This is a genomic window from Listeria rocourtiae subsp. hofi (assembly GCF_963575615.1).
GTDB lineage: Bacteria > Bacillota > Bacilli > Lactobacillales > Listeriaceae > Listeria_A > Listeria_A hofi.
The window spans coordinates 134,405-154,670 of record NZ_CAUYTL010000001.1; the positions used below are offsets into that span (position 1 = coordinate 134,405).

A 20,266-nucleotide genomic window follows, 5' to 3' on the forward strand; every position below is an offset into this window, starting at 1 on the left:
GCAAATGGTTCTATAATATCAAAATGAGCCCAAAACTCAGGAGGTGTCAAAAACCTATGAAATATACGATCGTCGACCAATCTACATGTATCGCTTGTGGAGCCTGTTCCATTCATGCACCTTCTATTTTCGACTACAATGATGAAGGTCTAGCGTACAATACACTCGACGACAACACTGGCAATAACCCTATTCCCCCACAATTCGAAAATACGGCAATAGACGCCGAAGAGGCCTGCCCATCTCTGTCTATAAAAATAGCGGACCACCCATTTGAAGGCAATCCGCTAAAATTCGAATCTTAATTATACGTAGAAAAGCATTACACAATACCGTGATGCTTTTTATCTTTTTTTACTTTTAATTTTACAATCGTATTTTTCAAAATCCATGATTGCATTCTGCCATAAACGAGAGTAAATACTACTCCAACAACAATACCTTTTAATAAATTAAACGGCAGAATCGCAGTCGTAACAAGTGTTGCAATATTCGTTCCAGCAGGCAAACCACCAACCTTGATATAAAATGGCAGAAGGATAAAGTAATTGAACAACGACATCATCACCGTCATTGTAATCGTTCCAATTCCAGTACCTAAAATCATCGCTTTCATTGAGCGTGCATAACGGAAAACATAATAAATCGGTAACACGAAACAAATACCTGATAAGAAGTTCGCTAACTCTCCAATAGGCACTCCGACAAAGCTCCCTGTTACTAAATATTCCAACACATTCTTCACAAATTCAATCAAAATGATCGCAAGCGGCCCAAATAATAAACCACCAATAATTGCAGGAATATCACTGAAATCCAATTTCAAAAATGGTGCGCTTGGCAATAACGGAAACTGAATCAACATGATGACAAACGCCACCGCTCCCAATACTGCGATACTTACAAATGTCTTTAAAGAATACTTCTTCACCAAAATCACTTCTCCTTAGATGTTCATCCTAAGAATCTGCGGTTTCCCTTTATTTACACCGTACACTACGCGAAAAAAATCCCCCGAAAAAACATTCGAGGGATGGTATGTGAAATTCCAAACAAGATGAGCACATTCAAATAAGACTTCATAAAACCACGAAAAAACAGCATTTTAAAAATGTCCAATCCAAATGGACCATTACAAGTCAATTTTTCAAGTAGGGACGCCAAAAAACAAGCGAACCAACATCTCCTCCCATCCAGACTATACTGTCGGTTTTGGAATTGCACCAAATCAACCATCTCAAAAAAGAAACAGTTCGTGGACTTTAACCACCGGTCGGGAATTACACCCTGCCCCGAAGATGAACTATATTTTATTGTATTACTCCCGTATTGTACCACAAGCCATACCTACATGCAAAACTAGTTGCTCTTTAACCCCATGGAATTTCAGTGGATAACGACGCTGCAAGCTCACGGCTCTGTTTTAAACGCCTTTTACGAGCCAAACTTCGCTCCTCCGCGTCCCTGCTAATCATCTTCTCTTCCTCTGATTGAGGCTGAACCGTTGGGACTTCGACTGTTTTCCCATTATCATCAATAGCTACAAATGTCAAAAAAGAAGTAGCTGCTAAATAACGCTCACCATTTTTTAAGTTCTCAGCAATGACTTTCACAAAAATCTCCATCGAAGAGCGCCCTGTAGACGCCACGTAGGATTCCAGGCATACCGAATGATCGTTTTTGATTGGCTGAAGGAAATCAACAGAATCTGTGGAAGCCGTCACAATTCCGGTCCGACAATGACGCGAGGCGCTGATCGACGCAGTATCGTCAATATACGTCATCAAACGTCCACCAAAAAGCGTATTATGATTATTTGTATCCGATGGGAATACCCGGCTCGTCTTAATTACCAATGAATCTTTACAAAATTTTTGCATGCGTTCTGTCAATTTTATCAATCTCCTTTATATATCTGTTGAAAGCGGCAAGGTTACAATGAATGTTGATCCGATGCCAAGATGACTCTCTACTGTTATTTTCCCATTATGCGCCTCCACTATATTTTTCACAATCGCTAGGCCAATTCCAGTTCCTGTTTTTCCGCGTGTTCTAGCTTTATCTGCTTTATAAAAACGTTCAAACAAGAAAGGAATATCCTCTTCTGGGATACCACTTCCATTATCGATAATCTTAATCATCAGCTCATCCGCTTGGAAATCAGCTGTCTCATGCACTTCAACAACACCTTCGTAGTCTTCACGACCAGTATGACGAATCGCGTTCATAACCAAATTCACCAACACTTGCTCCATTCTATCTGGATCAAATGTGTACTCCAAATCAGGATTATCTGTTACCAAACGCAATTTCACATGATTTTCTTTAGCCAGCACTTCGAAATTGGAAACTACTTTGTCCAAAAACGGCGTCACTTGCAGGCGCTCTTTTTCCAACTGATTGAAACCAGCCTCCATTCTCGCCAAATCCAGCATATCATTCACCAAACGGCCAATGCGCAATGATTCATCATAAATAATTTGTGCAAATTCACGAACTTCTTCATCCGTTTGCGCCACACCATCAATAATCGCCTCACTGTAGCCCTGAAGCATTGAAATTGGCGTCCGCAACTCATGAGACACATTATTCACAAAATCTGCCTTCATCTTCTCTAGGCGCTTCTCCTCGGTCATATCTCGGATTACCGTAACGATACTTCGAATATCATCACCATTATAGAGCAACGTCAAAATGGCAACATACGTCTGATCACCAAACACGATTTCTCCAACTTGCTCCTCACGCGATTCCAAAATATTCGTCAACATTTGATCCAAATTTGGCGGGATAAGCACCTTGTCCTCATTTTCGGTTGAAAAGAACCAGTCGTGCAAGAACTGTTCTGCTGGTGGGTTACTCAAAATAATCGTCTTATCAATATTAAACTTAATAACACCGTCTGCCATCCCTACTAGAATATTTGACAATTGCTCTTTCTCTTGCCTCAACGCACTAATATTATATTTCAATTGTTGTGCCATTTTGTTAAAGGCAATCCCTAAGTCCCCAACCTCATCATGTGTATAAGTCGGAACTCGATTATCAAAGTTACCTTTTGAAACAGCAATCGCAACTTTCTTCATCTCTCGAAGTGGGTAAGCCATTCGCGATGATAAGATAAAAGATAAAATAGAAGTTGCTAAAATCGCTACAATTCCTGATATAATAAGGGTTTTTGTCACTTGTCCTGTTACTTTCAATATATCTTCATAGGATCTGTAAACATAAACCGTACTAATACCGCCATCTAGCGTCTTAAAGTGCTGTGCACCCATATGTACCTTTTCATTATCAGTGCCGTAGAAATTATACATTTCACTAATATATTTCCCCTTTGCCAAATGATCATTCATTTTTTCATCACTGAATAAGTGATCATATGCTTCTTCATTTAAGTACATCGATGTTTGCTTAGACGCAACAGACTCACCATTTTTCTCTACAATAACACCCATAGGCTGGTCCAACAGATTAATAGCCGCGGAAATCGTATCGAAATCAGTTCCCCCTTCAATTAGATGACCAATGTTTTCCGTAGTCGTCTTGATTTTATTCGTTATCTGCTCTGTATTTTTATCTTCATAAACAATGCCAATGAAAAATCCAGTTGCTACTAGAACACCTGTTAACAAAAGTATGATCGTTCCCCAAATCTTCCCTACGATACTATGCCAAAACCTCATTGTCACCAGCCCTTTAATCTGAATTTCCAATACCTTGTTGCTTGCGCCATTTCAAAAAACCTTGATATCAAGAAATAGATAGGCACAGTTAAACCTATCTATCTTCTATCCAAGATATTTATTCTATTTCTGTCACTTCAAACTTATAGCCTAAGCCCCAGACGGTCACAATCATTTTAGCTGCGTCCTCCGAAACATCGTATAATTTCTCACGAAGACGCTTCACATGTGTATCAATCGTACGCAAATCTCCGAAAAATTCATAGCGCCAAACTTCTTTTAGAAGCGATTCCCGGTCAAAAACCTTATCCGGTGATTTCGCTAAATAGTAAAGTAAGTCATATTCTTTAGGTGTCAAATTGATTTCTTGGCCTTCTACAATAACTCGATGCGCCTCATTATCAATTTTTAAATGTGGGAAAGTAATGATATCACCCGGCACGCTCGTTGCAACAGGTTGACTATGCTGTTGCGCGCGTCTTAAAACAGCTTTGACACGCAAAACAACTTCACGAGGGCTGAACGGCTTCACAATATAATCATCAGCACCAACCTCAAACCCTTGGACGCGATTTGCTTCCTCCCCTTTAGCTGTCAACATAACAACCGGTGTTGCTTTATATTCACGTAATTCACGACAAACCTCGATGCCATCTTTTCCAGGCATCATCAAATCAAGCAAAATGACATCATAACTATTATCAATTGCGAGCTGTAACGCTTGATCTCCATCACTAGCTTCTTCAATTTTATAATTTTCACGTTCAAGATACATCTTAAGTAAACGCCTAATCCGGTCTTCGTCATCCACAACGAGAATTTTAACTTGCTCACTCATAGGTAATCATCCCCTTACTCGTTTCTCTAAAAAGGAAACTTATTTCGGTATGTAATCATATTCCCTAGTCTTTTGTACCTTTTTATTGTCATTTTGTTCACAACTTTACTATAGCATAGAACAACCCCTAATAAAAAAGAAAGCCACTATTCTTGAACAAATTATACATGCTTTTTTTTATTTTAGCTATTTTTACGCCTTAAATTGTGAAACATGGCAAAAATTTTACATAAAACGGCAACAAAAAACTAGGGATAAAGACACAAACTCCCCTAGATTTCCATTGAAAAAGTAATATGATCTGCTCTTTTCTGTTGAAGTCTTATTCCCCTGAATTCTAAGTTATTCATTTCAAAAACTTATTTCTTATCCCCAAATTGCGTTAACGACTTCAATTTCTTTACTTCATGATGCGTCAACTCTCGTCGTTCACCAGCATTCAGCCCTTTTAAATCAAGAAACGCGTAGGCTTCTCGTGATAGCTTCTGAACAGGGTGCCCAATACTGTCGAACATTTTACGAACTTGGCGATTGCGTCCTTCATGGATAATAATCTCGACAATCGCTTTTTCTTTCTTCTTATCAAATGTTTGCAAACGGACTTTTGCCTTTGCAGTTTTTCGGCCTTCAATCATGACGCCATTTTCTAGTTTGCGCAATGCCTCTTTTGACGGAATGCCTTTGACACGTGCAATATATTTCTTCTCAACCTCATATTTTGGGTGCATCAATTGATTGGCAAAGTCACCATCATTTGTCATCAGTAGCAGACCAGAAGTATCGTAATCAAGGCGACCAACTGGGTACAAGCGCTCCGGAATATCAATGAAAAAATCTGATACAACGCGCCTTTTTTTGTCATCTGATACCGCAGACATGACGCTACGTGGTTTGTACAGCAGAAAATAGCGTTTCACTTCTTGCGTTAACTCAATACCGTTGACTTCGATTTTATCCGAACCGCCAACTTTAAGCCCCAATTCTCGAACTACCTTACCATTGACTTTCACTTTTCCTTCTTCAATCATTACTTCTGCTTTTCTACGTGATGTAATTCCTGCATTCGCAATTACTTTTTGCAACCGTTCCATCTTGCACCTCTTTTTAGCTATTCACTAATTATTATTCTAGCACTATTTCCCGCCAAACCGATCAAAAAATAAGTCCATCTCATCTTGAATCATTTCTTCTGAATCTATGTTATCCATCGATGGCAAATCTTCTAACTTATTCAAACCGAAGCAATCCAAAAATTCGGAAGTCGTTACATACAGCTTAGCACGGCCAGCACCTTCTACGCGACCTTTATCCATTATTAACCCTTTTGCAATTAACGTATGAATAGGGCCATCCGTCTTGACACCACGAATATCATCAATCTCCATCCGCGTAATTGGCTGGCGGTAGGCTACAATAGCAAGCGTCTCAAGAGATGCCTGAGAAAGCGTAGTATTACCAGGTACTTCGACTAGTTTTCGCAAATAGGCCGCATGTTCTTTTTTTGTTGCTAGTTGAAACGTCCCTGCGAGCTCTAGCAGAACAATACCACGTTCTGCTGATTTTTCATAGCTATCACTAAGCATTTCCAACAAATTTAGCGCCTCAATATGGCTAATTTCCATGACTTCCGTTAGTTGTTTCGTGCTCAGCCCTTGATCCCCTGCTGCAAAAAGCAAGCTTTCAAGAATTCCTAATTTTTTACTCACAGCTCTTCTTCACCTCTACTAAAAACATATAGCTTCGCAAAGCTAGTTGCCTGCTCCACACCAATTTGACGGCGCTTCATCAATTCCAACACAGCCAAAAATGTTACGATTAAATCATCTTTTGTCGTCATGGCAAACAAATCTTCAAATACGACACTCCCACGGACCAACTCAATCCGGTCCATCACTTCATTCATCCGCTGATCAATCGATATTTCTTGTTTCGTAATACGCGTGTGGAGTGGCTGACTAAGTTTTTTACGCCGGAGCATCTTATGAAAAGCCCCCAACATATCATTGAGCGAAACGTCCAAATTTGCCTGTTTTCCAGATGTATCGTATTCTCCCAAATCCATCGGTGCCTTGCCAAAATAAAAATTCCGCTCCGATTCCTTCTCTTTTAGTTGTTTTGCAGCCTCTTTAAAACGCTTGTATTCCATTAATTTTTCAACTAGTTCATCACGAGGATCGACGGAATCATCAAATTCAAAATCTACCTCGAGCTCTTGTTTTGGCAACAACATTTTGCTTTTTATCGCCAAAAGTGTCGCTGCCATTACTAAATATTCGCTGGCCACATCGAGTTCCAGCTCCTTCATCAAATGAATATACTCCAAATATTGATCTGTGATATCCGCCATTGGAATATCATAAATATCAATTTCCAGTTGCTGAATCAGTTGAAGTAGCAAATCAAGTGGTCCCTCGAACGCTTCTACCTTAAAATTAATTCCAGTCATTGAAAAGCCACCTTAATGAAGCGATAAATCCAGCTGCACTAGATTCTCATAAGTTTCACGCGCAACAACCAGCTTATCTTCCCCATTTTCCACGAAAACAACTGCCGCACGAGGAATTCTATTGTAATTGTTCGCCATCGAGTAACCGTAAGCCCCTGTGCAAAATACTGCCAAAACCTCTCCTGCATCTGATTTTGGAAGCGGCAAATCCCAAATCAACATATCACCAGATTCACAGCATTTTCCAGCAATAGATACCGTTTCTTCTGCCACTTCTAATGGTCGCTCCGCAATGACAGCATCATATTTCGCCTCATACAAAGACGGTCTAATATTATCCGACATCCCGCCATCGACCGCAACATAACTACGAATTTCAGGCACTTCTTTACGCGATCCAATCGTATACAGCGTCGTGCCTGCTTCACCTACAAGTGAACGGCCTGGCTCGATCCAAATCTCTGGCATATCCAAACTATTCGCCGTTGCAACTTCGCGCACATCCGCAATAATTTCGCGCACATATTGTGATGGCGGTAACGGTTGATCATCCGCGGTATACCGCACCCCAAAACCACCGCCAAGATTTAGCACCTCGGCATGAAAACCAAGTTCATTTCGCCAAATAACCAATTGTTCCATAATACGGTGTGCTGCCAATTTAAAACCAGTCGTTTCAAAAATTTGCGACCCAATATGGCAATGCAATCCAATCAATCGGAAAACTTCAATTGCCAACACTTGCTTAATTGCTTCCTCCGCCTGGCCATTCGTCAGACCAAAGCCAAATTTGGAATCATCCTGCCCTGTCAAAATATAATCATGCGTATGCGCCTCAATACCAGGTGTCACACGAATCAAAACGGATACAGAAGCATTCTTTTCACGTAAAACTTCCGCAAGCATTTCAATCTCATAAAAATTGTCAATAACGATACAACCAATACCATAATCAACCGCCATTTCTAATTCTTGTCTCGTTTTATTATTGCCATGAAAGTGAATTCGCTCCGCTGGGAATCCAGCTTGCATCGCCGTATATAGCTCACCACCAGAAACAACATCTAGCGATAGCCCTTCTTCGTGCATCAATTGGTAAATTGCAATCGCTGAAAAAGCTTTACTAGCGTAAGCAACTTGCGCCTTCACTCCAAGCTCCTCAAACGTTTTCTTAAAACCACGAGCCCTTTCTTTAATCAACGCAACGTCATATACATAAAGCGGTGTCCCGTATTTTTGCGCCAGCTTCAAAGTGTCCACCCCTCCAATTTCTAGATGCCCCACTTCATTCACTTGCATAGTCCCAAATGATTCAAACGTCACGTCAATCCCACCTTTACTTGTTTAGTCACCAACACTCGCCTATCAACAAAATGCTCAAGCCCCCACCCCCCCCCCGCAAAAAGCACTTAAAGGACGAAATTGAGCGTTTATCATTAGCTACGAAGTGAAGATACAAAAGTTCTTTTATATAGTAGCACACAAGCACGCTTCTGAACAATAGGGAACATGCAGATTTCACCTTTTTTTAATATCTAGAGGATTCTATGTAGTCACAAAAAGAGCCTGATGCCTACTTCAAAGTGTTGCACCAGACTCAAATCTCATTTTATTTCACATTTCCGACTAGCGCTTTAACATAGGTCAAGAAAGTTTCTTTCACATGTTCCGTCGTTTCGATAACCTCTTCGTGACTTAGCGGTTGGTCTAAAATGCCAGCAGCCATGTTTGTAATACATGAAATTCCTAAACAACGCAATCCACAATGATTAGCGACAATGACCTCAGAAACGGTTGACATACCGACTGCATCCGCTCCCAATGTTCGCATCATCCGAATTTCTGCCGGCGTTTCATATGTCGGGCCAGTAAATCCAGCATAAACCCCTTCACGAATTTCTATTTCCAAATCCTGAGCCAAAAGACGCGCTTGTTCCCGTAAATCCAAGCGATACGCATCTGACATATCTGGAAAACGCGGACCAAAATGATCGTCATTTTGGCCAATAAGCGGGCTCGTTCCTGTAAAATTAATATGATCCGAAATTAGCATCAAATCACCAGCATTAAATAGCTCATTTACCCCACCAGCCGCGTTTGTTACAATCAAAATTTCAACGCCAAGCTCCTTCATCACACGAACAGGAAACGTCACATCTTGCATCGAATATCCTTCGTAGAAATGGAACCTACCTTGCATTGCAACGACTTCTTGATTCTCTAGCTTCCCGAAGACGAACTGACCCGCGTGACCTTCTACCGTTGAAACTGGGAAATAAGGAACATCATTATATTTAATAACCGTTGGCGCCACGATTTCGTCTGCCAAAACACCAAGTCCTGAACCTAAAATAAGTCCAATTCTCGGCTTCTCACTATATGTTTCTTTAATTTTTTTTACCGCTTCCATCACTTTTGTATAATTCATTTATCCAATCACTCCTTTTATAATCAACCTTAAGCACGCGGATGGTATTGCTTATAAACATCTTTCAACCGCGCTTTCGTAACATGTGTATAAATCTGCGTCGTAGAAATATCCGCATGACCTAACAGCTCCTGCACAGAACGTAAATCCGCCCCATTTTCTAAAAGATGTGTTGCAAACGAATGCCGTAATGTATGTGGCGTAATCGGCTTATCAATCCCTGCCTTAGATGCAATTTGTTTCAAGTTTTTCCAAAATCCTTGTCGAGTCATTCCACGCCCATGATGGTTCAAAAAAACAACATCATTCCGCTCCGAAGTACGTCGCAATCTCGGACGACCAAATTCTAAATAACGCTCTAAGACCGTTGTTGCCGTTTTACCAAGTGGGATAATGCGCTCCTTATCACCTTTTCCGATAGTCTGAATAAAACCCATCTCCAAATGCAAATCATCTAATTGTAGCCGTACTAACTCTGTCACCCGAAGCCCTGTCGCATACAAAACCTCAAGCATCGCCCGATCTCGCATTCCAAGTGGATTAGATGCGTTAGGCGCCTCCAGTAATTTCTCAACATCATCCAGATTCAAAATTTTTGGCAATGTCTGCGCCTGCTTCGGTGTCTCAATTTGAATCATCGGATCTCGGTTCGCTATCTTTTCATGCAACAAAAAATGAAAAAAAGAACGCAATGAGGCCATATAGCGCGCAATCGTTCTCGGTGATTTCTTCTCTAATTTAGCATAAGCCATAAAACTCACAATATGTATACGCTCTACATCGCGAATATTCATCGCTTCTTGCTCTTCCTCCAGGTAATGCACAAAATAGCGCAAATCTCGTTCGTAAGCAACCAATGTATTCGTCGATAAACCTTTCTCAACCTGCAAAAAATGCAAAAAATCGAGTATTAAATCATCCATAAGCAATCTCCTCAATAAGCATTTTCCTGACTATCGAACTCGCATGCACTTCCTTGATAGCTTCTAAAAGACTGCCAATAAACTTCAAAAACAATCCCACCACACCAGTATATCAAAAAGCCTAACGTTGCGGAAGCGAAAAAAAATATAAATGAAAGTAAAAAGGAGTTCTAGGCAAAAGTTTCATGAAAGACTTTTGCCTTACTTCGCACCGTTTTATATTAAAACCCTCACTCACCATCAAAAGCAATTTTTAGCGATAGTCGACCTATTAGATGATTTATTCAGCTTTTTTCATGCTTGCTTTACACACCGTACAGATACCTTGAAATGTCAGGCGGTGATCTTTCACAAGAAAATCCCATTTCTGCTCAACAATTTTTTCAACATCATCAAGTAAATCTTCTTGAATCTCCTCTACAGAACCGCATTCCAGGCATACCAAATGATGATGGAAATGCTTTGCGCCTTCTTTTCGTAAGTCGTAACGTGCCACGCCATCCCCAAAATTAATCTTATCTACAACACGTAATTCTGTTAAAAGTTCCAAAGTACGATAAACTGTTGCTAATCCAATATCTGGTGAAATATTTTTAACACGTAGATAAACATCTTCCGCACTTAAATGATCTTTTTCATTTTCCAATAAAATTCGAACTGTTGCTTCACGTTGTGGCGTTAGTTTATAACTTGCTTCATGCAATTGTGATTTAATACGTTGAATACGGCCTTCCATTTTATGCCTCCCTCAGAAACAAACAATCATTCTCAATTAGTAGTTTATAATAATTCTAAATAAAAATCAAGCCTGTTTAATCTTCTACTAATATAGCAAAACAATTGGAATAAGTGGTTTTTATATCTATTTAAAGATAGCATAAAAGACTACAAAAGTCTATTCAGATTATCAATTACATGAGAGAGTTATAATCTATTTATAATTATTATCATTTAACTTTAGCAAGTAAATACAAGAAATATGGTGCTCCAATAACCGCTACAACAATACCTGCAAAAATTTCTGAAGGTTGTAATATTATTCGACCAATCGTATCCGCGACAAGGAGCAATAGTGCACCTACGAGCGCTGAAATCGGCAATACCCATTTGTGCCCACTACCAACTAGCCGCCTTGCGATATGCGGCCCGATTAAACCAATAAAAGCGATACCTCCACTGACTGAGACACAAGCAGCAGCTAATGCTACGGCAACGATGATCAGGATAGCTTTCTCTTTTTCCGTTTTAACACCTAGTCCAGTTGCTACTTGATCTCCAAAACCAAGGATATCTAACGTTTTAATTTTAAATATCGCCACCGTTACTAAAATAAGGAGCCATGGAAGTAGCGCAAAAACATATTGCCAATTACTAGCCCAAATATTCCCCGCAAGCCATTCCGCGACGATTTGATAATTCTCTGGATCAAGGCGAATCGTTAATAGCGTCATTAAGGCTGCAACTGCCGCCGATACCGCAACCCCTGTTAAAACGAGACGATTTGGTAATAGTCCTTCTTGTTTACTATAAGAAAGGCCATATACGATAAATGCTGTGAGAATAGCACCTACGAAGCCAACTAAAGGCATAAACATAACAGGAACATCAAGGGTGGATGGAAAATAGGAAATGTAGAGCATAACTGCCAGCCCTGCACCATTATTAATCCCAAGTATACCAGGATCGGCCAAACTATTTTGCGAAACAGCCTGTAATAGCGCACCTGAAACAGCAAGTCCCGCACCTACTAAAACCGCCACAACAATACGCGGTAGGCGAAACTGCGAAATAATCAATGTATCTTGTGGTGAACCTTGCCCAAATAGCGTTTTGATAACATCTACGAATGGGATTTTCGAAAAACCCGCATTGACGCTGTATACGAACATACCTATAAGTAATATAACGAGCGAAATCAAAATCAACCAACGTTTTCGTGTAACTTTTTGTTCCATTGCTGTTCTCATCATCACAGACTCCTCCTTTCCTTACGAGCCACATAAAGGAAGAAAGGAACACCAATAAGGGCGAAAATAACACTAATTGGCGTCTCGTATGGCGGATTAACCATTCGTGCACCGATATCCGCATAAAGCGTTAAAAGTGCACCAATAACCGCTGAACACGGGATAATCCAGCGATAGTCCACACCCACCATATAACGAACAAGGTGCGGTACAATTAGCCCGATGAACCCAACAGGACCAACGACTGAGACTGCCATTCCCGCCAAAATTAACACAATCAACATCGAAAGTAATTTAGTTCTTGTTGTGTTTTGTCCTAAGAAAATCGCGATATCATCACCAAGACTTAAAATTGTAACAGATTTGCTCAATAATATCGCCGCGATTAAAGCACCTAAGAGCCACGGCCACACCACGGCAATTTGCGACCACTTCACACCTGCTACACCACCTGCAAACCAAAAAGCTAAATCTTGGCCCAACTTAAAATAAATCGCAATCCCCTCACTTAGCGCTGTTAATAAAGAGGCCACAGCTGCCCCAGCTAAAACGAGCCGCGTCGGTGATAAACCGCCTTTTACAAGTGCACTAACACCAAAAACAAGGATACAACCTATCGCTGCTCCTAGGAATGAAAAAAAAATCAGGTAATTGTAGCTAAGCCCTGGCAAGAAAGCAAAACATACAGCAATCATAAAAGCTGATCCTGCATTGAGACCCAGTAAACCACTATCCGCGAGTGGGTTTCGCGTCATTCCTTGCATCACAGCCCCAGCAACTGCGAACGCAGCGCCGACCATCATATCTGCCAAAACACGCGGAATACGCAATTCCCAAATAATTTGATGTGTCGTTAAAGCTTTGTTGTAATGAAATAATGCATCCCAAACGGTAGCTAAATCAATGTCTGCCGCACCAACAGCAATGCCAATAAAAGCAGAGATGACAAGAACCGCGACACCCACCGTCAATATCACGGTAGCCATTACTGGGCGTGTTTTTAATTGGGAAAGTTCCTTCGTTTTCATCGTACCCAGATCCCCTCACTATGTATCGAATTCGCGCTAGAAACTTAATAGTTCCGGCGCAAATCCCCATTTCTTATTTGCTATCTAAAATTTTATTTACAATTAAATCCATTTGTCCTTCTACCGCAATCGGATCATAATTATACATCTCATCAAAATCCATCGTGAAAATATGATTCGCTCTATAAGCCGGTAAGTCTTTCCAGATGCTCGAAGCTTCTATACCGTCAAGTGCGCCATTCCTAGTGTCCCCGTGCTTAAAACGCGTCACAAACATATAGTCCGCCGCAAAATCAGGCAGCACTTCTAGCGAAATTTGCTTGTAGCCATCTCCATCAATAACTTCATCTTGAATTTTCTTAGGCGCCTTTAATTGTAATGCGTTATAGAGGACTTGTCCACCCCGACCCCAATTATCCCCAAAAACATAGAAATTTTTATCATCGCCTTCATACAATCCAACTGTTGCATTTGGCGCAATAACACCTTTAATTTTCTCTCTTGCCTGCACCGCTTTCTTATCAAAGTCCGCTAGCCATGACTTCGCTTCATCTGGTTTGCCAACGATTTCTGCAATAGCGGTTAGTTCATCTTGCACGCTCTTGTATGTATTGTAAGGTATTAAAATAGTTGGCGCAATTTTCTTCATTTGGTTGTACTGATCCTCTCCGGACACAATGATTAAATCTGGTTGCAATTCAGCTACTTTTTCGACTGATGCTGGGTCACCAATATCTTCTACGCCTTTTTTATATGCATCCAAATAAGGGTTTTCCAAAACAAAAGATGTCGCACCAATTGGTTGCACACCGAGAGCTACGAGCGATCCCATATATTCCGTTACAACGATTTTCTTCGGATTATTCGGTATCTTTACTGTTTTACCATTCAACATTTTATATGCATGCGTCTCTGATTTCCCCTCCGCGGATTGGTCACTCCCACATGCCACTAAAATAACCGCCATAACAGCAGTTATCACTAAAAATAAAATTTTTTTCAAAATTTACTCCTCCTTTTTAATTGATAATGATTATCAATATCATTAGGAATTATAGCAACTTACTTTTCAAAAAGCAAGAGTCACACAGTCTATGCTACGAAAAATAAGAATAATAAATGGTTAGCTATTGCAACTTTCGCCAAAAAATTCTATACTAGTCTATGAGAATGATTATCAATCGCGAAAATTAAGGAGCGATGCATAGATGAATAATTTAAAAACAGAAGGCTTACAAATTTCGTACGACAAGCGTGTTATTGTGGACGCTTTAAATATTGAAATACCAAAAGGCAAAATTACAGCACTAGTTGGCGCCAATGGTTCGGGTAAATCGACTATTTTAAAAACCATGTCCCGCCTGATGAAGCCATCTAAAGGTAACGTTTTTTTAGATGGAAAAGCAATTCATCGTCAATCCACAAAAGAAATTGCCAAACAGCTAGCTATTCTGCCACAAAACCCCACCGCGCCGGATGGTCTTACTGTAACAGAACTTGTTTCCTACGGTCGTTCTCCCCACCAAAGTGGCTTAAAGTCAATGTCTGCCAAAGACCGCGATATGATTCAATGGGCAATTCGCGTCACTAGCATGACTGATTTTGCAGACCGTTCCATTGATAGTTTATCCGGAGGACAACGACAACGCGCTTGGATTGCGATGGCCTTGGCACAGGAAACTAGTATTTTATTTTTAGATGAACCAACAACATTTTTAGACATGACTCATCAGCTAGAAGTCTTAATGTTGCTAAAACAGCTAAACCTACAAGAAGATCGTACAATCGTTATGGTTGTGCATGATTTAAACCACGCCTCTCGTTTTGCTGATCATATGATTGCTATTCGCTCTGGTCAGGTAATCGCAGAAGGTTCACCAGTAAACGTGATGACTGAACAAACATTAGAAGATGTATTTGGCATCAAAGCAGATATTATGCTCGATCCACGTACCGGCGTCCCACTATGCTTACCATACGAAACGTGCCAAGCCTGTGAAATAAGACAAGTCGCAACTAAGTTAGCAGGTGAAGTTGTTGTCAAACTTGTATGATGTAACAATTATCGGTGCTGGACCAGTTGGCTTATTCACTGCCTTTTACAGCGGTCTTCGCTCTTTAAAAACAAAAGTAATCGATGCCGAGCCAGCTGTCGGTGGCAAAATTCGATACTTCTATCCCGAAAAGATTATCCGCGACATTGGTGGCATACCTGCAATTGAAGGACAACAACTTGTGAAAAACTTACATGAACAAGCCCAAACTTTTCATCCTACTATTATATGCGGAGAACAAATTACAAAACTCATGAAGCAAGCAGATGGAACCTTCTTAATTAAAGCAGAAAACGGAAATCACCACTATAGTAAAACCGTAATCATCGCAGCTGGGAGTGGCACATATGAAGTCAATCCATTAGAAGTATCTGGTAGCGAAAACTATACAACCAGCCTATTCTATGACATTAAAGACGTCGCAAGTTTTCAAGATAAAACTATCGTGGTTTCCGGTGGTGGCAATGCAGCAATTGACTGGGCGCAAGCGCTAGAGCCGATTGCAAAAGAAGTCCACCTCGTTTATCGTGGTGAGAATTTCAAAGGCCATGAAGAACGCGTCAAAGAAATGCATGATTCCACCATCTGCGTTCATGTAAACCATGAAATTACAGCCCTACAAGGCAATTCAACAAATTTAAAAAGCTGCATCATTCACTGTAACAGAAATGGAAACACAACTAAAATCGATACAGATGCTATCGTCGTAAACCACGGTGTAAAAGTCAATCTCGGCTCCATGCTTGATTGGGGCTTTGATACTTCTGAGTACGGTATTCTTGTCAATCATGAGATGGAAACTAGTGTACCTGGTATTTATGCATGTGGTGACATCTGCACTTACCCACGTAAGATGCGTATCATTGCGGCTGGCATACATGAAGGTCCAATCGCCATCAACAGTGCAAAAAATTTCTTAGATCCTGAAGCTGATGATGTCGCTATGGTCAGCACACACCATGAAAGTTTTAGCGAAGTATAAAACAATAAAGCCAGCACCTCATATATTACAAGAGTTGCTGGCTTTATTTTATCTATTTTCAAGAAATTTCCTGTTTCTTTTCTTGACAAGCTGACTTGAAGTTTTTCCAACTACCGAAATAATAACGTACCAATCGATAATCCTCAAACTCGCTCATTGTAGGAAACCTCCGCATAATCCGTTCCATTTCCAAAATATCAAGAATTAGTCGGTCCTTTATTTCTTTGCCTTCCTCTTCACCTGCGAACTTTGTTAAGCCTGCCTGCTCAAGAAAAGCCTCCCAAGAATCATAGTGCTCCATAACAGACATATAAAGCGGGAATTCATGAGGTCCACTAATCGGTGGACGCCCCAACTGCTCCGAGATTCGCTTCACCTCTGCAATCAAATAATCTTCTTTATAAAAGCGTTTCTGCTCATTTTCCAAACCTGCTGCCCTCAGTGCGTCTGGCCATGAACCAAATAATTGTCGTGCCTTTTCAAAATGATTGTACATGCTACGCCTTGGCACACGTCCCTGTTCCTGTGCCAATTGTTGCAATTCTGCAATAATCTGTTCTTTCGTCACAACAGCTCTATCGTCCATCATCTTTCCCCTTCTCCTGTGTAATAACTATATTTTGCATTATAATTATGTTGTATCATAAAAAAGAAATTGAAACAACTGAAAAATTTGCCAATTAACAAAAAACAAACCTATTTCATAAAATTTAGGTTTGTTTTCCCATAATTCACGTTTTTCGCATCATCCCATACTCTACAATCGCCATCATATTCATAAACTTGTCTACTAAAGGTTGCATTTCATCCATTGTTGCTTCGGGATTATCTCTAATAAAATCCGTCGCCATCATAATGGTGTAATCAAACAAGGCACGAACGACATCATGTGCGTCCTCATATGCTACACCTTCTTGTAGCTGCACTTTCTCCAAAACCCGATTAACATAAGTTTCTTGCACTTGGAGCATTTCCGTGTAATACGCATGTAACCGTTTCGCGAGTGATGCCGGAGGATTTGCATAAGATTGCATAATCAACTTGAAAACAGCAGGATATTTTCTGCTAAAATTCAATTTCTGCTTCGTTGACCAAATCGCACCTTGAATAAAATCCTCCGTTGGCATTTCCGCTACCGGTACTTCCTGCATTGCTAAATCCACCGAATATTCTACTGCTGTTGTATATAATTTTTCCTTCGAGTCAAAATAGTGAAAAATAAGCCCTTTCGAAACACCAGCAACCTCAGAAATCCGGTTTGTACTAGCTGCCTTATACCCATGATCTGCAAATTCGCCTACTGCCACTTTTAAAATTTTGTTCTTTTTATCTTCCATCAAACCCTCAAATCCTTTTTCCGGTAAAGCACAAATGTCAGCATAACCAACACTATCATCGAAATCACAGTGATCCAAACATTGACGCCCTCCATTGAAGCTTTAATCATATCGGACGGAATAGCAAAGTTGATTGGAGAAAAATATTTAAAGAAATCTACGTTATCATTTATACCAGCAAGAATCCCTAGAATATACGTTAAGAAAACCAATCCTAACGCTACAGGGGTCGCCTGTTTGGACGAATGTACAATCGCTGAAAAACAAAAACCAGCACTCATAAATAGCAGAGCCACCAGTAGCTCATTTGAGAATACCCGGACGAGTGACTGTACTAAATCACCCACATTGGCTCCATCTTGTTTCAAGAAAACAACTAGGACAGTTGAAACGATAAACGTAATCGCCCAAAACGCAATGAATGAAATCGCATTACCAGCCATTTTCCATGCCACTAACTCTGAACGCGTAATCGGCTGCGCATACAAGAACTCAATTGTCCCATCCGTCTCCTCTTTCACCAACGCCTGAGCCCCAATCATTGCTGCATACACACATGCTGCAATAAAAATATACTGAAACACGTACGCAAAATAAGCATCAATTTTCGTCAAATCCGCCATCGAACTGATGTGCAAAACGTTCATCATTTCTTTCGGTAAAGCGTTCATTTTTGTGTTCACTAAATCTTGCATTCCACTCGATTGCATACTAGGGAAAAACGCCATGAACATTCCGAGAACTAACGCCACAACACCCGACCAAACGAGCAAACTTTTAAAATGTGTTTTCCATTCAATCTTTAAAATGTTCATTTTGTCTTTCCTCCTTCATAAAGCGTCATAAATTTATCTTCCAATTCTTGATTCGTAATTGACAAATCTTTAATCCCCTCTGCCGCAAGAATTGGCAACACCGACTGCACATTTCCATCGAAGGTCAATCTAGCGCTCTTTTCTGTTGTCTCAATAACTTTAGCACCTGCATTAACAAGCTCGGTTACTGGCAACATATCACCTTTTAGCACAATCACTTTTCCAGACATTTCTTGATCTGCAATGTTTTCAAGCGCTACAATCTCGCCCTCACGTATAAAAGCTGCTCGTGTACTATATTCCTGAATTTCGCGCAAATTATGACTGGATAAAAAGATTGTCATCCCATCTTCCTGATTTTGATGCGTCATTTCTTTGAACAAATGATGTTGCATCAAAGGGTCCAAACCACTCGTTGGTTCATCTAAAATAAGCAACTTCGGTTTCGTAATAAGACCTGCCACTATTGCTACTTTTTTCTTATTACCAAGTGACATATCACCAAATCGCTTATGAGGATCAATGTCAAACATTTCGTAATAACGCTTCATTTGAATTTGAGCCTGTTCAACATGATGAAATTTCGCAGCAAAACCAATAATATCGTTTGCCGTCATTTGTGGATAATAGCGCACCTCACTTGGTACGTAACCAACCATCCGCTTAATCTCAGCCGAACTTTTTACAATATCTTTACCAAAAATCGTTGCCTGCCCCTTGGAAGCATAAATAAAATTCAGTAACAGTTTGATGGTCGTTGATTTACCAGCCCCATTTGGCCCAATAAATCCAAATAACTCCCCCTCTTCCACTGACAAATTCACACTCTCAATCGCTCGTTTTTTATGATAGAATTTCGTCAAATCATTCGTCTCTATCGCTTTCATTTTCTATCCCTCCAATTCACAATTGACCATCTAGTCAATGTCATTGTACACCTACTTGACCACCTAGTCAACAAAAAGCAATGCAACATAGGCATGCCTAAGACTGAACTCATTTTCACATAAAAAAAGCAAGGTATCACAAATCCTTTTTTCCTAGTAGGACGTGAATCTTGCTTGATACAACTCGAGCGAAGGCGCTTGTATTTAGATGATCTCCTATCTGAAAGACTGCCTACTCGTAGTGTTTATAGGCATATTGGGGTTGTAACTCATTTTATTCGAACAGTCTCTGGTGGATTATGACCAGAATCCTTCTTATTTCATTGCTTCAAGTAGTTGCCAATATTGCACAGCATACACCGTTTTTGCATCACAAATAACTTTTTCTTCTATTAACTGTAAAGCTTCGTCTAGACTCACCTCAATAATGTTTACAAATTCATCTTCATCTGCCTGCAGTGGATTAACTTGTTTCTCCAAATCGCCTGCCAGATAAATATGTAGCAATTCATCCGCAAAACCCGGTGATGTATAAAAAGATACAAGGTGTTTTAAACAATTTGTTTTGTAGCCTGTTTCCTCCTCCAACTCACGTCCGGCCGTCCATTCTGGCGCCTCGTCTAGTTCAATTTTCCCAGCCGGAATTTCCACAATTGCTTTTTCTAATGGTTTACGATATTGCTCCACCATCACCATTTTATTCGCCGGTGTAATCGCAACTACTGCAACGGCACCTGGGTGTTTCACAATTTCGCGTTTACTCATTGCCCCATTTGGCAAAATAACATCATCCACCACTACTTTAATAATTTTCCCATCAAAAATTATCTCACTTTTTACCGTTTTTTCCTCTAACGAATCCATTGTGAACACTC

General features: G+C 40.3%; 22 protein-coding genes and 1 riboswitch. Of the genes, 3 read left to right on the plus strand and 19 right to left on the minus strand.

The window, feature by feature from the left end; all coding sequences use genetic code 11:
- The first annotated feature begins 56 nt into the window (after positions 1–56).
- Positions 57–305 (plus strand): ferredoxin, encoded by a 249-nt coding sequence (locus R8925_RS00680; RefSeq protein ID WP_430534015.1) that lies wholly within the window; start codon positions 57–59, stop codon positions 303–305.
- 17 nt (positions 306–322) lie between these two features.
- On the opposite strand, the gene R8925_RS00685 is transcribed toward R8925_RS00680, so the two are convergent.
- From R8925_RS00685 to R8925_RS00750, 14 genes are all read right to left on the minus strand, one after another.
- On the minus strand, positions 323–931 hold the full coding sequence (locus R8925_RS00685; protein WP_430534016.1) for an ECF transporter S component: 609 nt from the start codon (positions 929–931) through the stop codon (positions 323–325).
- Positions 932–1,177: 246 nt separating this feature from the next.
- A riboswitch (FMN riboswitch) is annotated at positions 1,178–1,304 on the minus strand.
- Between the two features lie 66 nt (positions 1,305–1,370).
- Positions 1,371–1,880, minus strand: a complete 510-nt coding sequence (locus R8925_RS00690) for an acyl-CoA thioesterase (protein WP_376700386.1) — start codon at positions 1,878–1,880, stop codon at positions 1,371–1,373.
- 27 nt (positions 1,881–1,907) lie between these two features.
- Positions 1,908–3,686 (minus strand): ATP-binding protein, encoded by a 1,779-nt coding sequence (locus tag R8925_RS00695; RefSeq protein WP_430534017.1) that lies wholly within the window; start codon positions 3,684–3,686, stop codon positions 1,908–1,910.
- A gap of 118 nt (positions 3,687–3,804) precedes the next feature.
- Positions 3,805–4,524: a response regulator transcription factor gene (locus tag R8925_RS00700; RefSeq protein WP_430534018.1), complete on the minus strand. Its 720-nt coding sequence runs from the start codon at positions 4,522–4,524 to the stop codon at positions 3,805–3,807.
- Between the two features lie 359 nt (positions 4,525–4,883).
- Entirely contained in the window at positions 4,884–5,615 is a 732-nt protein-coding gene (locus tag R8925_RS00705; RefSeq protein ID WP_430534019.1) for a pseudouridine synthase, read from the minus strand.
- Positions 5,616–5,657: 42 nt separating this feature from the next.
- Positions 5,658–6,230, minus strand: coding sequence for an SMC-Scp complex subunit ScpB (gene scpB / locus R8925_RS00710; protein WP_430534020.1), 573 nt, complete (start codon positions 6,228–6,230; stop codon positions 5,658–5,660).
- Positions 6,227–6,970, minus strand: a complete 744-nt coding sequence (locus tag R8925_RS00715) for a segregation/condensation protein A (RefSeq protein WP_430534021.1) — start codon at positions 6,968–6,970, stop codon at positions 6,227–6,229. Before R8925_RS00715 ends, scpB begins: the two co-directional genes overlap by 4 nt.
- 12 nt (positions 6,971–6,982) lie before the next feature.
- On the minus strand, positions 6,983–8,293 hold the full coding sequence (gene lysA, locus R8925_RS00720) for a diaminopimelate decarboxylase (RefSeq protein ID WP_430534022.1): 1,311 nt from the start codon (positions 8,291–8,293) through the stop codon (positions 6,983–6,985).
- A gap of 286 nt (positions 8,294–8,579) precedes the next feature.
- A complete protein-coding gene (locus tag R8925_RS00725) occupies positions 8,580–9,398 on the minus strand; it encodes a purine-nucleoside phosphorylase (RefSeq protein ID WP_430534023.1) in 819 nt (272 codons plus the stop codon).
- A gap of 29 nt (positions 9,399–9,427) precedes the next feature.
- Positions 9,428–10,321: a site-specific tyrosine recombinase XerD gene (gene xerD / locus R8925_RS00730; RefSeq protein WP_430534024.1), complete on the minus strand. Its 894-nt coding sequence runs from the start codon at positions 10,319–10,321 to the stop codon at positions 9,428–9,430.
- Positions 10,322–10,601: 280 nt separating this feature from the next.
- The gene (gene fur, locus R8925_RS00735) at positions 10,602–11,057 is read right to left on the minus strand and encodes a ferric iron uptake transcriptional regulator (protein ID WP_430534025.1); all 456 of its coding nucleotides are present in this window, start codon (positions 11,055–11,057) and stop codon (positions 10,602–10,604) included.
- A 211-nt stretch (positions 11,058–11,268) separates the two neighbouring features.
- The gene (locus R8925_RS00740; protein ID WP_430534026.1) at positions 11,269–12,294 is read right to left on the minus strand and encodes a FecCD family ABC transporter permease; all 1,026 of its coding nucleotides are present in this window, start codon (positions 12,292–12,294) and stop codon (positions 11,269–11,271) included.
- Positions 12,291–13,316, minus strand: coding sequence for a FecCD family ABC transporter permease (locus R8925_RS00745; RefSeq protein WP_430534027.1), 1,026 nt, complete (start codon positions 13,314–13,316; stop codon positions 12,291–12,293). Before R8925_RS00745 ends, R8925_RS00740 begins: the two co-directional genes overlap by 4 nt.
- Before the next feature lie 73 nt (positions 13,317–13,389).
- On the minus strand, positions 13,390–14,322 hold the full coding sequence (locus R8925_RS00750; protein WP_430539389.1) for an iron-hydroxamate ABC transporter substrate-binding protein: 933 nt from the start codon (positions 14,320–14,322) through the stop codon (positions 13,390–13,392).
- Positions 14,323–14,524: 202 nt separating this feature from the next.
- Here R8925_RS00750 and R8925_RS00755 point away from each other — a divergent pair, with 202 nt between their 5' ends.
- Positions 14,525–15,370 (plus strand): ABC transporter ATP-binding protein, encoded by an 846-nt coding sequence (locus tag R8925_RS00755; protein WP_430534028.1) that lies wholly within the window; start codon positions 14,525–14,527, stop codon positions 15,368–15,370.
- Positions 15,351–16,352 (plus strand): NAD(P)/FAD-dependent oxidoreductase, encoded by a 1,002-nt coding sequence (locus R8925_RS00760; protein ID WP_430534029.1) that lies wholly within the window; start codon positions 15,351–15,353, stop codon positions 16,350–16,352. Before R8925_RS00755 ends, R8925_RS00760 begins: the two co-directional genes overlap by 20 nt.
- 58 nt (positions 16,353–16,410) lie before the next feature.
- Here the strand turns inward: R8925_RS00760 and R8925_RS00765 are convergent, their stop codons facing one another.
- The 5 genes from R8925_RS00765 to R8925_RS00785 form a co-directional block, all read right to left on the minus strand.
- The gene (locus R8925_RS00765; RefSeq protein WP_430534030.1) at positions 16,411–16,941 is read right to left on the minus strand and encodes a homing endonuclease associated repeat-containing protein; all 531 of its coding nucleotides are present in this window, start codon (positions 16,939–16,941) and stop codon (positions 16,411–16,413) included.
- Positions 16,942–17,083: 142 nt separating this feature from the next.
- Positions 17,084–17,689, minus strand: coding sequence for a TetR/AcrR family transcriptional regulator (locus tag R8925_RS00770; RefSeq protein ID WP_430534031.1), 606 nt, complete (start codon positions 17,687–17,689; stop codon positions 17,084–17,086).
- Entirely contained in the window at positions 17,689–18,504 is an 816-nt protein-coding gene (locus R8925_RS00775) for an ABC transporter permease (RefSeq protein WP_430534032.1), read from the minus strand. The genes R8925_RS00770 and R8925_RS00775 overlap by 1 nt, the downstream gene beginning before the upstream one ends.
- Positions 18,501–19,391 carry an ABC transporter ATP-binding protein gene (locus tag R8925_RS00780; protein WP_430534033.1) on the minus strand — a complete coding sequence of 297 codons (891 nt, stop codon included), beginning with the start codon at positions 19,389–19,391 and terminating at the stop codon, positions 18,501–18,503. The genes R8925_RS00775 and R8925_RS00780 overlap by 4 nt, the downstream gene beginning before the upstream one ends.
- Positions 19,392–19,706: 315 nt before the next feature.
- Positions 19,707–20,255 carry an NUDIX hydrolase gene (locus tag R8925_RS00785; RefSeq protein ID WP_430534034.1) on the minus strand — a complete coding sequence of 183 codons (549 nt, stop codon included), beginning with the start codon at positions 20,253–20,255 and terminating at the stop codon, positions 19,707–19,709.
- Between the last annotated feature and the right edge of the window lie 11 nt (positions 20,256–20,266).